The organism is Pseudomonas sp. NPDC089428, assembly GCF_044749325.1.
Taxonomy (GTDB): domain Bacteria; phylum Pseudomonadota; class Gammaproteobacteria; order Pseudomonadales; family Pseudomonadaceae; genus Aquipseudomonas.
Genome location: NZ_JBIVHT010000009.1, coordinates 20,846 through 34,588, shown reverse-complemented (window position 1 = coordinate 34,588; position 13,743 = coordinate 20,846). Strand labels below are relative to the sequence as shown.

At 47.8% G+C, this 13,743-nt stretch carries 17 protein-coding genes; 6 read left to right on the top strand and 11 right to left on the bottom strand.

What is annotated here, in order from left to right:
- Positions 1-58 precede the first annotated feature (58 nt).
- On the bottom strand, positions 59-532 hold the full coding sequence (locus tag ACIPZ5_RS17830; protein WP_400809882.1) for a hypothetical protein: 474 nt from the start codon (positions 530-532) through the stop codon (positions 59-61).
- Positions 533-701: 169 nt separating this feature from the next.
- Between ACIPZ5_RS17830 and ACIPZ5_RS17825 the strand changes: the two genes are divergently transcribed.
- Genes ACIPZ5_RS17825 through ACIPZ5_RS17810 form a run of 4 tightly spaced genes read left to right on the top strand, consistent with a single transcriptional unit; the run spans position 702 to position 3,012 of the window.
- A complete protein-coding gene (locus ACIPZ5_RS17825) occupies positions 702-953 on the top strand; it encodes a hypothetical protein (protein ID WP_400809881.1) in 252 nt (83 codons plus the stop codon).
- On the top strand, positions 943-1,803 hold the full coding sequence (locus tag ACIPZ5_RS17820) for a hypothetical protein (protein WP_400809879.1): 861 nt from the start codon (positions 943-945) through the stop codon (positions 1,801-1,803). The genes ACIPZ5_RS17825 and ACIPZ5_RS17820 overlap by 11 nt, the downstream gene beginning before the upstream one ends.
- Positions 1,804-1,843: 40 nt before the next feature.
- On the top strand, positions 1,844-2,515 hold the full coding sequence (locus ACIPZ5_RS17815) for a hypothetical protein (protein WP_400809878.1): 672 nt from the start codon (positions 1,844-1,846) through the stop codon (positions 2,513-2,515).
- 11 nt (positions 2,516-2,526) lie between these two features.
- The gene (locus tag ACIPZ5_RS17810; protein WP_400809877.1) at positions 2,527-3,012 is read left to right on the top strand and encodes a hypothetical protein; all 486 of its coding nucleotides are present in this window, start codon (positions 2,527-2,529) and stop codon (positions 3,010-3,012) included.
- Positions 3,013-3,058: 46 nt separating this feature from the next.
- Here ACIPZ5_RS17810 and ACIPZ5_RS17805 read toward each other — a convergent pair whose 3' ends face one another.
- Together ACIPZ5_RS17805 and ACIPZ5_RS17800 are read right to left on the bottom strand one after the other, a co-directional pair.
- Positions 3,059-3,742, bottom strand: a complete 684-nt coding sequence (locus tag ACIPZ5_RS17805; protein WP_400809875.1) for a zinc ribbon domain-containing protein — start codon at positions 3,740-3,742, stop codon at positions 3,059-3,061.
- Between the two features lie 393 nt (positions 3,743-4,135).
- Complete coding sequence (locus tag ACIPZ5_RS17800) at positions 4,136-4,852, bottom strand: recombinase family protein (protein ID WP_400809873.1); 717 nt, start codon at positions 4,850-4,852, stop codon at positions 4,136-4,138.
- Positions 4,853-6,100: 1,248 nt separating this feature from the next.
- Between ACIPZ5_RS17800 and ACIPZ5_RS17795 the strand changes: the two genes are divergently transcribed.
- Together ACIPZ5_RS17795 and ACIPZ5_RS17790 are read left to right on the top strand one after the other, a co-directional pair.
- Positions 6,101-7,018 (top strand): FRG domain-containing protein, encoded by a 918-nt coding sequence (locus ACIPZ5_RS17795; protein ID WP_400809872.1) that lies wholly within the window; start codon positions 6,101-6,103, stop codon positions 7,016-7,018.
- Positions 7,008-7,514: a hypothetical protein gene (locus tag ACIPZ5_RS17790; protein ID WP_400809871.1), complete on the top strand. Its 507-nt coding sequence runs from the start codon at positions 7,008-7,010 to the stop codon at positions 7,512-7,514. Before ACIPZ5_RS17795 ends, ACIPZ5_RS17790 begins: the two co-directional genes overlap by 11 nt.
- A gap of 345 nt (positions 7,515-7,859) precedes the next feature.
- Here the strand turns inward: ACIPZ5_RS17790 and ACIPZ5_RS17785 are convergent, their stop codons facing one another.
- The 8 genes from ACIPZ5_RS17785 to ACIPZ5_RS17750 all read right to left on the bottom strand — a co-directional run bounded on the left by ACIPZ5_RS17785 (position 7,860) and on the right by ACIPZ5_RS17750 (position 13,737).
- Positions 7,860-8,597: a Gp138 family membrane-puncturing spike protein gene (locus ACIPZ5_RS17785; protein ID WP_400809869.1), complete on the bottom strand. Its 738-nt coding sequence runs from the start codon at positions 8,595-8,597 to the stop codon at positions 7,860-7,862.
- Positions 8,597-8,815, bottom strand: coding sequence for a hypothetical protein (locus ACIPZ5_RS17780; RefSeq protein ID WP_400809868.1), 219 nt, complete (start codon positions 8,813-8,815; stop codon positions 8,597-8,599). The genes ACIPZ5_RS17785 and ACIPZ5_RS17780 overlap by 1 nt, the downstream gene beginning before the upstream one ends.
- 1 nt (position 8,816) lies before the next feature.
- The gene (locus tag ACIPZ5_RS17775; protein WP_400809867.1) at positions 8,817-9,164 is read right to left on the bottom strand and encodes a hypothetical protein; all 348 of its coding nucleotides are present in this window, start codon (positions 9,162-9,164) and stop codon (positions 8,817-8,819) included.
- Entirely contained in the window at positions 9,164-11,440 is a 2,277-nt protein-coding gene (locus ACIPZ5_RS17770; RefSeq protein ID WP_400809866.1) for a hypothetical protein, read from the bottom strand. The genes ACIPZ5_RS17775 and ACIPZ5_RS17770 overlap by 1 nt, the downstream gene beginning before the upstream one ends.
- Positions 11,441-11,446: 6 nt before the next feature.
- Positions 11,447-11,869: a hypothetical protein gene (locus ACIPZ5_RS17765; protein WP_400809864.1), complete on the bottom strand. Its 423-nt coding sequence runs from the start codon at positions 11,867-11,869 to the stop codon at positions 11,447-11,449.
- A 119-nt stretch (positions 11,870-11,988) separates the two neighbouring features.
- Complete coding sequence (locus tag ACIPZ5_RS17760; protein WP_400809863.1) at positions 11,989-12,357, bottom strand: hypothetical protein; 369 nt, start codon at positions 12,355-12,357, stop codon at positions 11,989-11,991.
- 106 nt (positions 12,358-12,463) lie between these two features.
- Positions 12,464-13,027 (bottom strand): hypothetical protein, encoded by a 564-nt coding sequence (locus tag ACIPZ5_RS17755; RefSeq protein WP_400809862.1) that lies wholly within the window; start codon positions 13,025-13,027, stop codon positions 12,464-12,466.
- Positions 13,027-13,737, bottom strand: a complete 711-nt coding sequence (locus tag ACIPZ5_RS17750) for a hypothetical protein (protein ID WP_400809860.1) — start codon at positions 13,735-13,737, stop codon at positions 13,027-13,029. The genes ACIPZ5_RS17755 and ACIPZ5_RS17750 overlap by 1 nt, the downstream gene beginning before the upstream one ends.
- Positions 13,738-13,743: the final 6 nt, after the last annotated feature.

The following is a 13,743-nucleotide window of genomic DNA, read 5'->3' as shown; positions in this document are numbered from 1 at the left end:
ACCAACTCAACAGCTACAGGCTTCAAGTTTATGGCAAGGTCATCATGATCACCGCCATTCACTCACTGTTTGATTTCTTGAGTCCTTCAAGCTCAGCTTTCAATTGCTCATTTTCCGAGCGAATAGCATTAATATCAATAACCAATAAATTTACTTTGGTTTCCAGAAACTCAATGTACTTCTTCTGCACGTCATCTGGCAGCAACGTTTGTTGGAATTCATCCAGCAGATTCTTGCTCGTGCCAATGCTATGGATATTTGCAGGCTTCACCTTCACAGATTGCAGAGTAGCGGCCAGGGCTTCGCGTTGCCGCTCAGTAGCGTAAATATCGCCAAGAGTGTTAGCGAAGTTGGGGTTGATTTCTAATTCATGTTGATAAAGCTTGATCCAAGCATCAAAGGAGTTGTAGTGACCTTGGATGTGACCAGCGTCCTTAGCATCCTGAAACCAACGGCTCTTAGGCTTGTTGGATTGCATCCACTCCAGCACAAAGGCTTTCTTCTGGTTTTCTGTGTAGCTAGCACGGCTCATTGTGTGCCCTCCTTTATCTAATGGACACAGTGTACCACAGCACACCATGTGGCAGCGTGAGCCAGATTCTCACTGAATGTAGAAACATTTGAGGCACAGAAGAAATCTGACATAGCTAGAGGCTATACTCGCCCTCTCGACACTAGGAACACTCAAGGAACGGCAGCAAATGAGTACAGGCGAATTCCTACCGGGCATCACCTTGCCCCCAGCCATCCATGGGATGCTAAGGAAGCGGCTTACTGAAATCCAGGTGAGTGATACGGTGGTCAACTGCCGGATTGCTCAAGCTAGGGCAGAAAGCATCATCGAAACCCTAGAGATTCTAAAGGCTATACCCAATGACGCGCTAGAACGTCTGTACGTCATGGTTGAGGCCAATGCCCGCACACGCTTGGATGAAATTGCAGATGGCAGTTGAGTTGAATTATGTAGCCATTTGCAGAAACAACCAGATATTCATACTGGATGGTTTATCGACAGATGAGTATCAAACAGGACGTAAGCTGCATGAAGATATTGTCGATTATGGCAGGACTATCGGCAGGCTTAACCACTGCTCCCACTTCAAGATAAAAAGCAAGACTGCTCTTGTAGCTTATTTGAAAGCAATGGAGACTGAGTGCAAGGCAGGTGTTCTAATGCCCGCCCTCCACTTCGAGTGTCATGGTGATGAGGATAAAGGACTATGGCTTGCAGGCAGCGGTGAATTCATCCCTTGGCCTGAGCTAGCATCACTCATAGCCCCACTCAATGCAGCCTCTAGAAACAACCTTTCTGTAATGCTCGCAACCTGCCATGGTTACAAACTGGCCAAAGGCGTAAACGTGAAAACCCCTTGCCCTTTCCACTTCATGATAGCACCTAATGAAGAGATCAGTGCAGGGCTAATCTATGATTCAGTACTACCCTTTTACAAAGAGGTAATCTCTACCGGCGAGTTGAACACTGCACTAGGCCACCTGGACAGCAAGTTTAAGAGATTCATCGCCGGAGAATGGTTTTACACAATGGTGGCCTCATTCTTTACCAATAACTACGGTGCCAAAGCCAGAGCATCAATGGTTGAGGAAATGGTAGACAATGAGGTAAGGAATGCAGGATACCACAATCGTCAGTTAGTAAGAGCCAGTAGAGCAAGAGCGAAGAAGCACCTGGCCAATCCGCAGAATTTTTATAACGACTTATGTCGATCATTCTTCCATGGACAGATTCAAGTACCCTATGAAGAAATGAAAAAGTTTGTGGACTACCATAAAAGCATTCGATAACCTACGAGCAAAATCATAGATTGCACACCTTGAGGACGGCATGGGCACTATCAGTAATTTCATTAAGTCAGTTAAGAACAGCGACCAAGCACTAGACCTCTTCAAAGACGGTGGAGAGGTGGCCATTGATAGTGTCTTGGAAAAAGACTTTGGAGTTGATGGGGTATTGAAAGACATTCCGATTCTCAGCATCGCTGTCAGCCTGTACAAAATGGGCAACAAGGTTTCAGCTTACTTCTTCGCTAAGAAAATTCTTGCATTCCTAGTGGAAGTAGACAAGGTACCTAGTAAAAAGCGCATTGAGTTCCTGGATGAGAACTGTGCTGATGAAGCGAGTGTAGAGAATGTGGGCGAAGTGGCCTTGATGATCTTGGACAAACTTGATCATCCTAAGCAGGCCACTATGCTTGGCCGTGCATTTGCCCTTCTTACCCTTGGGACAATCACCAAATACACTTTTGATATTTATGCACACGTAATCAAGGCTATGAATCCATACCTACAGCAGCAGCTACGGCAATGCTATCAAGCAAAAGGAATGATAGGTGTTGATGCTCCAGCAGGCCAGCTGCTGGCAAACTACGGCCTGCTTAAGTTTGGCTACCAACTAAACAGAAGCGGCGACACTTCTACTATGCCTTTTGCCGTTGACACAACATCGTTTGGGGAAATGTTCTACCGCGAAATTCTGGTAGGACGTGAATCGTACTAAAGGACTTAGACATGGACGGCGTGCAGGTTACAACCATCGTGAGTCTGGTTGGTGGTGTTGTTGGCATTATTGCTCTGTCTGTTGCATATGCACAGATGAGGATTGCCAGCGCTAAGACAAAGCTTGACTTGTACAACAAGAGATTCAGTGTGTACCTGGCAGCACTCGAATTCAAACGGTGTGCAGGAACTATGACGCGGGATGGTATTCAGGAGAAGTTTGAAAAGCTGGTACAAGCGTACCGAGAATCACTTTTCCTGTTTGATGCCAAGGATGGGATTCGTGAAACTATGGAAAAGATTCAAAAAGCGGGCTGGGCAATCTTAGTTCACCATAATGCGAAAACTGATCCTAAGTCCGCAGATGCCATGCTTGAGAAGTTTCAGGGTTCAGCTTTTGATGCCTACACTAACTTGACGGACGATCTCTTAGCTTTAGAAGAACAGTTAAAAAGGTACCTTAGCTTTCACAATGTCAGAGGCTGGACAATCTTCTAAAAAGACAAAGCCCGCCTAGAGCGGGCTTCTTAGTGACGCAGGTAGATTAACGAACGATGGTAGCCTCTTTCCCGCCGAACGGCAGGAAACATCCCCCTGCACTCTTCATCAGGAAGCGGACCTTGAGTGGGCTGCCTTTGGATAGATCGTACCCAGCTTTCTTATCAGCGAAAGTGACTCTCAAGTCTTGAGTACCGATGCCGTCTACGTTCAGAGAAGCCTCATCAGAATCAAGCAACACAACCTCACCGCTCCAGGTCATCCAGTGATCTTTATACTTGGCGTTGAAAATGTCGTCTTTCTTCTGATCGCTGTACGTACTCTTGCAACCCACCTCTGCATTAACCTGAGCATAGCTAGCAGTGCTGTCAGGATACTGCTTCACAGCAGGTGCAGCTGAGTAGGTGCTTGCCGGTGATGCCGTGTGAGTAGTAGAGCTGGGCACAACAGCATCTGGAATAGGGATAAAGAAGAAGTGAACAACCATCCACACGAAGGCCATTACTCGGGATTGAACAGAGTATCCTTTCCTAAGCAGGAACCAAACAAAGACGATTGGGAAAACAACAATCCCTAGGAAGAGAGGTAGACTAACCAGTCGGCTTAGCTCCTTATACTGGCTCTTGCTACTTGCTCGACTACTTGGGGTCACGGGAGCGCCACAGCCAGGACACGAATGGGCCGTATTGCTGATTTCTCTGGAGCATTCGTTGCACGCGATGAGTGCCATGTCACATCCCTGATAAAGAAAGCGGCATTGTGCCATTACTTCATAAAGTCAGCAATAGTGTGATGTGATTTGTGTGTTGAGTTCTGGTGGAGAATCCCCCGCCCGCTGGAGCAAGTAGACAAAAGGTCATGGAGCTACCAATTTCCCGCCGAAAATAATGGCCTCATGTTTGAGTGTTTGGGTTTTCAAATCTGGAATTTAAGCTAGAGCGATTGAGCCACACGCAAGCCCGCTAATGAGAATTCTTCGTAATTCCATAATAAGTTAGCCCATCATCCGTCAGCGGGTGCCGTACCCTCACCTATTGAAGCTCCAACGAAGCTTACACAAGCACGTTCTCTTTCAGTTGATGCCTGAACTACGTTCAGGAGTCTGCCCCTCTCAGAGCGCCTCCTACAGCGTCATACACAGAGCGTCTACAACACGTTTTACTTGTGTGGGTTGCCATACACCACCACGACTTGTGGTAACACCCTTGGCATTGAGACTACCGGCAATGTCAACCAGCTTGGTAACACCGTTGTACAGGCAGGACTCGATGTGGATACGGATGGATTCATTGAACATCTTTGCTCTGGACACACGAACAACGTTAGCTTGACTCAGATTATCGGATGGTACTTCTGTACGGCCCTTACGTTGAGCCTGAGCACGATTGGCCACCTTCTGCATGGCTACAACGTCTCCATCATCAGCACGCTTCTGTAAGGCTGCCAGAGCTTCCTTGGTGCGTTGGCTGATGAACTCACGTTCCTGTTGAGCCAAGGCAGCAAACAGATGGAGTTGGAATGTGTTGGCCTGGGGCATTGTGGCCACCTTGAAATCCATCACTTCCATCAACTGTGCGATGTGAAGCACAGAGCGGCTCAGACGGTCGAGCTTAGCCACTACTAGTACGGCACCCCTCGCCTTGCATTCAGCCAAAGCCTTGGAGCACTCAGGACGATCTGAGGGGGCTAGCTTGCCTGACGCTACATCTACATAGGTGCTGAGGATGTTCCATCCATTCTGTTGGGCAGCACGGGTGATGTACTCCTGTTGAGCTTCAAGCCCCAAACCAGAGTCGCCCTGCCCTTTGGTCGATACTCGGATGTAAGCAACAACGTTCATTCACCACCTCACAATCTGTGTGTGAAGTCATTTTACATCACAGAAAACACCATAACAACTCACAATGACGGACGTCTTCCAAATGTAAACTGTGAGCACACAGAATCGCTTACTACGATCTAGGTGCAAGGTCAAATGAAATGTTGGGAGTGTTCTGCTGGCGGGTGCAATTTCAACACTTTGGCCGAAACACTTGAAATTCGGTGATGAGAACACGCATCAACAGCGCTAGTTAATTATTCCAAGAGTCAGCGTGAAGTTGGTTGACATTCGCTTCGGATTGCGAGCTTGAAGTTGATTCTGCTAAGAAAAAGTTCATCCTTGAAATAGTTTGACAGAGAGAAATTGTCCTGCTTAACCAAACACCAAATGTCCAAACTGGTACATTAATCGCATTTCACCCAAAACTGAACATTTGCAAGAGCCAGAACATCAACAGGGATAACCCTTCCAAGCGGTTTACCCTTCTACGGTGCTCCATGATTTCAGTGGTGATTACCCCAGTGTAAGAGGACAACTTGAGCTAGCAGAGGCACAACAATTTCAGAATCTTGAGTATTTCACCAAAGAGTTTATGAGCACTCCAGGGCTTGTTATTCAGAGTTTTGAAGGTGATGTTATTGTGTCGTAGACGACACAGGATGATTCTCATAGCGGACGCTATGGAGAGTACACAGCTAACGATAGGTACACCCCTACTCCGCAGGAGAAAGCTAACACACTTAGCTAGACGGAGTGTAAACGGAGTCAGTTACTCCAAACAAAACAAACCAACATTACATAACAACCAGAGCTACCGCTCTTGACTTGATCGTGCAAGACACAAAGCGTAGCTTTTTAGTGGTAATCCTGATTACTCCGCAAGGAGTAGCTAACGAGCTTTCTTTGGGAACCAATTTGTTATTGGTTTGGTTCCCTGTACACTCAACATTGAGATTGCATCATGAGTGCGTGAAGACTTGAGGCAACGCCTCAGTGATGTACGAGCCTATGGCAAAGCCATAGAGGGTAATCCCTTACTATTATCCGTCGTTAATAGGACAACCTGAAAAGGCTTCCCCTCACATCCGTCGTTATTCAGTTGGGCTTGTCCCAACGTCCTACCTATAAGAATGGTTCTCGCGGCTGGGACAGCTGCCCTTTTCTCTATCCGAGCGTTGGGCTTCCCCTCGATTGCTGGCCCTTGAGAAGCAAAGTACACTGCTCGCGGTACACTGGCACATTGCCAACTGGGACGCGGAGGATGTGATGGGAAGCCCTTACGAGATTCAGTGCGAGACAGCACGGGAGCTGATCGAGCTGGTGAGTCCTCTCAATGATGAGATGTGGGAAGCTGGCACATTCATTTTCAGGGGCCAGGCTAGCGACCAGTACAAGCTCACTCCGTCCATCTGTAGGCGTGGCCCCGGGTCCTTCGCTCATGGGTCTGCGAGAAAGGCATTCGCTTACACGGCATGGAATCAGGTTCAGTACGAGCTTGACGTTCTCAGCAGATTCTTGAATGGCTGTGATCGGTCTGGCCTCACCGTCCCCGGATACACACAGCAGATCAAGAGGAAGCTTGACAGTCGAGAACGCGGCATGTTCCTCAGTGCTGGTGATCCTTGGCCCCAGCAGAACATGTATGAAATCTTGGCTGTAGCTCAACATTACGACGTGCCAACACGGCTGCTTGATTGGACAACTCGAAGCTTTGTTGCCTGCTACTTTGCAGCTTCATCAGCCAATTTTGAGTTGGAGGATGGTAACGAGCGTTTAGCCATATGGGCACTGGACACAAGCAATTCTGATGACTGGGAAACGGTATCCATCATCAGAACACCGGGCGGTACAAGCCAGAATCAAGCTGCCCAGTCTGGCCTGTTCACCACGCACAAAGTGAAAGACTACGGCTTTGAGCCTTATGTGCCAGAAGCATTGGAAGACGTACAGGAAATTTATGGTGAGGGTGCTACAGCAAGGTCACTACTGAAAATCACCCTGCCCGTACAAGAAGCACCTGAACTACTTGTGATGTGCTCCAAGCTGGGTGTTGATGGCTCCACTATGTTCCCAGGTTTTCATGGCGTGGCTAAACACGTTAGAGATTGGGTCAATCTTGAGCTTGGCATAAGGCCATCGCCCGCATTCCTAGACGATGCTCGGGCAGCTAGTTATGACGATTAAGATTCTCTATACGGAAACGTCTGAAAATTACAAAATCAGATATGCTGAGTATGAACTATTCGAAGGCACCATTAGCTACGAATTTCTAGACAGCGATTCGATCAAAGCCAAAGCTCGGATTGCAGAACTCTCCGGGTATTTGAAAGAGGGTTGCTATACTAGTCTTGTTGTAAGATTTGGGTTTTGCTGGGCTGAGTACAACCTTCACGGCTACACCACGCACACACCCTTAAAACGTGAAGACTTCTTGCCCGATCAATCCCCTGTTTTCATGCCTAGTATCGACCAAGGCTATACAGCGGTAATTCTAAATACAGAACACAGGCTAAGAAAGTACATTCACCATGTACATCACAAGCCAGAGGTACAGGGTACTCTACGAGAATTCGAGTTGAAATTCGGCCCAAGAGTGCCAAAGGATTACTACGGCAATTACGATTACAGCAGATATCCGGGCGGTTATAGCCCTTCTGCTGCTATCACTGGTGATTACTAGGCACATAAAAGCCCGCTCATGGCGGGCTATATCAAAATCTCATCCCTGTCCTTTCGTACAAGGCTGTAGCCAAGTTTTCAATCTGAGCTTCTAGCCATTTACGTCTTTTGGGGATTGTGCAGACAGCAAGACAATCATGGAATGCCTGGAGCTTTACCCTGAGAATCCTGATTTGTTCTTTCTGGTAGTAGGCAGCTTGTTCATCTGCCTCCGTGTTGCTAGACATTGTTTGAAGTCTCCTATTGTACGTTGCTTAAAGGCTGTAGCAAGCCGTAGGAGACGCTTTGAGGATGACTGCATGCGTTGGTGTACAATCATTCTGAAAGCGTCTGTAACGGGCTTGTGCTAAGCCGTAGGGATGCCAGTGGAACCTGTGCCTGGAGTAACGCCGGTATGAACGTGCGTACTCATTGGAATACCGTTAACCGTCCATTCACCAGTGACGTAGCCTTGGCCGGTCCAGTTTGTCTGAGCAACGTTAACATTCATCTGTTGGGCGCTGATGGTGATGCTATCAGTAGCAGACAACTCAATGTCCTTGCCAATCACCTTTACCGTAAATTGAGAATGCACCTCAACGTTGCCATCAGCCTTCAGGACAAGCTGTGCTTCCTGGGCACTACCAGCGTTATGCACGATCAACAAATCATTGGCATCGTTACCCAGCACCAGATTATTCATCTGTTCATTGAGGACAGCGAATGGAGCAAGGCCGGGAACAAACACACTGTCCATAGCATCTTTCATACGGTTATTCGCCGTGTTGATTGATTGGGTGTTGTTCATGATCTTGTAGTTGTCAATGTTGTTATCCATGACGACGCAGTATCCAGTATCTCCCACCTTAACTGGCATGTAGATGAGGCTGTTGGCTGTACGATGTGGAGCAATGGGAACATTAATGATGTACGTATCATCCATGCTCTCCCCTTCGTCATCCTTACGCCATACGCTCACCTCAATGGTAGCTGTGAAGCGCCCTGTAGTACCGATCACCTTTGCCGGGAATGCTGTACGTGTGGCTTCGTTGTGGTTGTGGAGTTCTCCTGAAATGTAGTCTTCCCATCCGCCAAGTTCTTGCATCAGAACACCTCAGCTTCTAGGGTCAATGGCAGTGCCTGGCCGTCCTTACCTTTGACCACGTAGTACACATTTCCATGGTTGGTTTTGGCTCGTACAATGTTGAAGCCGTAGCTGCCACGATTGATGGAATCAAAATACTCTTGAGCGGCTACCATAGCTTGCCCTTGAGTTTTAAAAAAGCATGGATAGACGATACCGTCGATTTCTACTGGGAACATGTTATCTCCTGTTGTTCATTGTTGGGTTTACCTCAACAGCTGGGTTTGCTGTCTGATTAATTATCATTGGGTTGATGCTGCTGATGTTGTACAGCACTTCCCTTGGAATCTGCACATCAACGTATTGTTTGAGTTGCTGGATATCGGACGTGATGAGTGCTCGGCATTGTTCAGACTGATTGAGTGTCGCTGTGGCAATCTCCCTTCTCATCATGGAAATATCAGCAGCACGCATCATCTTGTACTCATTCAAAGTGGAATGGGCGTCCACTGCAAGAATGGAACACCCAATCAGAACAATGAGACAAAAACCGAACAGCCAACACCAAAGAGACGTTGGCTTATTCATCAATTCCCTCTGGCTCTGGTTTGTGTCGCCAGTGCTTTTGCTGGAGACAATGGAGCGATCACCTGTTGCATCTTGTTCAATGCATCGTTTAGGTGAGCATCAAGCTGTGCCTGCAAGTCATCAGTGCCAGTGGCAGTAATGTGGGTCTCGCCAATAGTGATAGTGACGTTGTTGGAGACATTGTTTACAGCCTGACCATTCACCGCTGGTTGTTGTGGCGCCGTGATTGGAGGACTTGCCATTGGTGCCAGTTTATTTACCGCTGCTGGAACAGTCGGGATATCACTGTTGTCAGTCAGTCTCCATGGTGCGTCTGGTTGACGATGATCTTTATCATCCGGCCCCACTGCTGGCATGACAGGTGGTGTGTTTGCCTTCTCTTGATCTTGCCCTTGAATGTCAGCACGCTGCTTGTCATCAGCTGCACGCTGCTCAAGAATCTTTTCATACTTACTATCACTGATGATGCCGATAGCATGTTCCCCATCTTGGATGGTACGGAAGATGGCCGTAAACACATCAACCAGGGTGGCCAGTACTCTTGCTGCTGTAGACACAACACCAACGACAGTTTCAAGAGTTGCCTTGAGGATATCGAAACCACCAGTGATACCGCCATTGTCAAACAACGTATGGAACAGAGCTTTGAAACTTACTCCAAGTTCACTGAATGCAGCTCCAAAATCTTTCATGAATTTAGGATCAAGATAGCTGCTGCCATCGTTAAACCAAGCCATCATTTTGGTGAAGCTTTGAATCAGTCCAGTGAAGCCCTGCATCACGGCATTAGCAGCACTGCCCAAGGCAACGAATTCAGGTTGTAGTTCATTAAGGGCTTTAACCAAGCTCTGGTAGAAATCTGGCATCGTCTCTTTCAGGCCAGACTCATCGTAAGTGCGGGCCATGTTGGCTTGATACTGGTTGGAGATTCGGTTATCCCATGCAGCTTGAGTGTTGCGGGCTGTTGTCAGCAATCCTCCATCGTTGGCATGCTTGTTCATCACCTTACCAAGCTCAACGAAGAACTGAGTAAGATCACTACCCCTAATCTTCTTATCGCCTCGATCTTTCACGAAAGCTTGAAGGGCTGCATCACCAGTTAGTTTTCCGCCAATTGCACGTTGCCAAGCTTCAGCACCAAGTTCATTGGCGTGCGCTCCAAGGTGCTCGGAAATCTGGCCCGTCCATTCTTCACTGTACAGCTGTCCTTTACCCAAGGCTTGCCGCATACCAAGAGAAATCTTGGCCAGGTTTTCGTTAGACAAGTGTTGAGCACGGCCATAACGGAAAATACCTTCTGCGGTATCAGCTGCTTGATCTACCCCTACTTTACCAGCAAGGGCGCCAACAACTTTGGAGTAGTCACCACCAAGTGCCTTTGTACTGAACCCTTCTTGTTGAGCGAAGTTTTCAAACCGATCATTCATTCTCTGAGAGTTGGCGTCAGTCTTATCACCAACAGTCTTGAATTGTGCGAGACGTTCATTACGTGTGTTGGCAGCTCGCTCAGCTTCTCGGGCAAACCCAGCAGCAGCGGCTGTTACAGCAGCGAATGCAGCAACCACCAGAACAGCAGAGCCAGCAACGGCACCCAACCCGCCAGCAGCCCCAGCAAGGCCACCAGATAGCGCCCCCAGGCCATCTACAGCACCACCAGCAGCAACCCTACCAGCGAGGTTGCCTACACCCCCAAAGCGATGGACAGCGCCTACACCATGCCCCAGCAGTCCAGAGCCATGACGGCCTGTGATATGTCGTCCAGTGTTGCCAGACTGGGCACGGTTGAGTTTGTGTTGTAGGAGATGGTGTCTGATGGCATCAGCCTGTGCCTTACGTTGGCTGGCGGCTATACGATCGGCAATGTTCAGTTGCTTGAGTTGGTTGCCCAGGGCCTGACCAGCGGCATGTAGACTGTCTCTGTTGATCCGACCTTGGGTAGCAGCTTGGATACCAGCAAGCTTGGCCTGCTCCTGCTGTAGTCTCACCATTTCCCGTTGTGTCCTGACACCAGCATGCTGCCCCTGATGTTGCACCTTCGCGAGCTTGGCGCCCTGCATGTGTGCGTTAGCCTCAGCTTTGCTCAGGGCTTGCTGGGCTTGGGCAATGTTCTTACCAGCACCAACCCCAATACCCTTAAAAGCGTCCTGCATTGCCTTGCCGGTGGCGGTGGCTTGCTTCTCCAATCCCTTAAACAGCGCTTTTGCCTGTAGAAGTCCAGCAGGATCAACCTTGAAGCCGATACTGGCGAACAGCTCAGCAATCATGTGTTCATTCATAGAACATCACCCCTGAGCCTTTTCTACAATCAGCTCAGCAGCACGGCGTTGTACATCATCAGAAGCATCAGCCAGGGCATCAACCATTGCAGTTGTGTTGAAAGCACCAGATGTAAGCAGGCGGGCATTCACTTCAACGTTCTTGGCATCCTCAATGGATGGAGTGACATTGATGATTGCTTGATCCAGTGCGAACATTGCACGTAGAACACGCTCATCACTCAGCACCTTGTCAGCATACTTGAGGTCAGCGTAAGAACAGTGCTTGAAAACTTCCTCACCAAAACGCTTGCCGTATTCTTTGAAGTCGATGAATGCCAGGGTTGCATTCACATCAACATCATTGCCGGCCACTTCTGTCAAAGCTTGTCGAAACAGATTTTCTACATAGTCTGCAAAGTAGGCTACGTGTGTTCTTGTCATTGTCATAGTTTTTGTTCTCCCATAAATGGAAAAGGGACTGCACCTGATTGAGTGAGCCCCTTCAATGTTATTGGAAGAGACATAGGCAGAGCACCGACTATGGTAGCCTCCCTATGCATCCTCATTCATTTGTCAAAGTTGAAGATCAGTCCTTGCTGTGGCAGCACATTACCGTGAACGTCTGTCCCATCTTTGGCACGCTTTCTTGCTTGGATGTATCTTGGAGTGAGTGCACGAAAGATTTCTCTACACTGATCTTGCAATGTGCCCTCTTCAATCGAACGTCTGCCAACCTTTCTTGGCGGGATGTTCAGCTCTTTGAAAGCCTCGACACTCCTAGCCAGTTCAATCATGTACTCAAGCATGTGAATGTGCTCATCTGGAAACCCACAGACATTGGCAACAGCAAGAGCATCTTCAAGTGGAGCAACGAGTTTCTTGTACACCTTTGAGGCATAATTCAGTTCTTGTTTTGCAGTACGCATGTACGCCATCAATCATCCTCCGTATGTTGTCGTTTGGCATCACGGCCATGACGATGTTTATTCTTGTGCTTGGGCTTACTCTTCTCTACAGGCTCCCAATCGTCGTATCTTCGTTTCATTTCTTCTGGTATTTCACCTGCAAGATACGTGTTGTGGCATCAATGTCTCGTTGTGCTCTACCATTTTTACCCATAACGTCTAGGGTGCTTGCATAGGATGCAAATGCACTATCATCTAGGGTTGCCAGAGCTGAGACACCCTGAGCAATCAAGTCTTGAGGAACACCAACAGAGGCTAGAATTGCTGCACGATCAAGGTGAGAGCCATTATCAAAACTCTTGTTAAGCGTGTTGGCATACACTTTTTCAACAACAGGCGTTGCTGGTTTTCCGTATTGCTTTTCTAGAATTGCCATAACCAAATCATTGATATCAATTAGATTACTTACAGCTGTATGCTCAGCATCCTGGGAAAGCTCAAGCTGTTTCAGGCGAGCTAGTTTCTCATCAATCTCTGGTGAGTACTTGGCTTTAGTAATCAGTGTAGGAACACCATTGGCCGGGCCACCTTGATCTACATGAACAAGGGCAACGTGTGCCCCGTCATGCTCAAAAGTAATGTCTGTTAGTTGGCGCTTAGCTTTCTTCCCCGTTACTGGATTAATTGATTGATCAATCATCACTTAGCTCCTTTCATGCGAGCACGTACACGCTTCTCAAATTCTGCTTCGGACTTTGCTTCGTCTTCTGCTTTGAGTTGAGCTGCTACGCGGGCTTCTTCTTCACGTAGAGCTTGTGCTTCCTGTTCAAAAACTTTCTCGTTGTAGGCATCAATTTCAGCTTTGTAATCAGCCTCTACTTGAGCGGCAATCAGCTTGATATCTTCCGCCTGTAGGCTCTCTGGCTTGACAACATAAAACTTTGTCATGGCTTTTTCGATAGACGGCAGGTAACCAGATGTACAGAACTTGTAGCCCTGATCCAACATCGCTGCCACTTTAGCAACAGCAACAGATGTAGACTGCTCTAGCACTTCTTCAATAGCACCAACATAGTGTTTACGTGGTTGAGAGTTCAGGTGTGGTAGCCATGCTGCATTAAGATCATCATGAAATCCTGTAGTGCGAGCTTTGTACAATGCGACTTCAGCATCAACCTTAGATTGCAGCTCAGTCTTATCAACCTTACGCACTGTGCTCACCGTCTCAACTTTGTGTAGTTCTACTCGCCCTTCTTTCTTGGCTTCTGCAATGGCTACATCATCACCGCCTTTAACGCTTGTCATTTTCTTGAAAATACGCTCAACAACAGCACCACGGCTGTCTACAACTTCTGTGCAGATAATATTACCTTGTGCGTCTTTTACGTCTACTTTTGTGTACTGTGTCATTTTAAT

What these genes read in the sequence shown, in the direction of transcription:
- ACIPZ5_RS17795 (WP_400809872.1), top strand. Translation starts at nt 6,101, where the DNA reads ATGGGAAGCCCTTACGAGATTCAGTGCGAGACAGCACGGGAGCTGATC.
- ACIPZ5_RS17755 (WP_400809862.1), bottom strand. Translation starts at nt 13,027, where the DNA reads ATGATTGATCAATCAATTAATCCAGTAACGGGGAAGAAAGCTAAGCGC.
- ACIPZ5_RS17750 (WP_400809860.1), bottom strand. Translation starts at nt 13,737, where the DNA reads ATGACACAGTACACAAAAGTAGACGTAAAAGACGCACAAGGTAATATT.
- ACIPZ5_RS17785 (WP_400809869.1), bottom strand. Translation starts at nt 8,597, where the DNA reads ATGCAAGAACTTGGCGGATGGGAAGACTACATTTCAGGAGAACTCCAC.
- ACIPZ5_RS17810 (WP_400809877.1), top strand. Translation starts at nt 2,527, where the DNA reads ATGGACGGCGTGCAGGTTACAACCATCGTGAGTCTGGTTGGTGGTGTT.
- ACIPZ5_RS17765 (WP_400809864.1), bottom strand. Translation starts at nt 11,869, where the DNA reads ATGACAATGACAAGAACACACGTAGCCTACTTTGCAGACTATGTAGAA.
- ACIPZ5_RS17775 (WP_400809867.1), bottom strand. Translation starts at nt 9,164, where the DNA reads ATGAATAAGCCAACGTCTCTTTGGTGTTGGCTGTTCGGTTTTTGTCTC.
- ACIPZ5_RS17815 (WP_400809878.1), top strand. Translation starts at nt 1,844, where the DNA reads ATGGGCACTATCAGTAATTTCATTAAGTCAGTTAAGAACAGCGACCAA.
- ACIPZ5_RS17780 (WP_400809868.1), bottom strand. Translation starts at nt 8,815, where the DNA reads ATGTTCCCAGTAGAAATCGACGGTATCGTCTATCCATGCTTTTTTAAA.
- ACIPZ5_RS17820 (WP_400809879.1), top strand. Translation starts at nt 943, where the DNA reads ATGGCAGTTGAGTTGAATTATGTAGCCATTTGCAGAAACAACCAGATA.
- ACIPZ5_RS17825 (WP_400809881.1), top strand. Translation starts at nt 702, where the DNA reads ATGAGTACAGGCGAATTCCTACCGGGCATCACCTTGCCCCCAGCCATC.
- ACIPZ5_RS17790 (WP_400809871.1), top strand. Translation starts at nt 7,008, where the DNA reads ATGACGATTAAGATTCTCTATACGGAAACGTCTGAAAATTACAAAATC.
- ACIPZ5_RS17805 (WP_400809875.1), bottom strand. Translation starts at nt 3,742, where the DNA reads ATGGCACTCATCGCGTGCAACGAATGCTCCAGAGAAATCAGCAATACG.
- ACIPZ5_RS17830 (WP_400809882.1), bottom strand. Translation starts at nt 532, where the DNA reads ATGAGCCGTGCTAGCTACACAGAAAACCAGAAGAAAGCCTTTGTGCTG.
- ACIPZ5_RS17760 (WP_400809863.1), bottom strand. Translation starts at nt 12,357, where the DNA reads ATGGCGTACATGCGTACTGCAAAACAAGAACTGAATTATGCCTCAAAG.
- ACIPZ5_RS17770 (WP_400809866.1), bottom strand. Translation starts at nt 11,440, where the DNA reads ATGAATGAACACATGATTGCTGAGCTGTTCGCCAGTATCGGCTTCAAG.
- ACIPZ5_RS17800 (WP_400809873.1), bottom strand. Translation starts at nt 4,852, where the DNA reads ATGAACGTTGTTGCTTACATCCGAGTATCGACCAAAGGGCAGGGCGAC.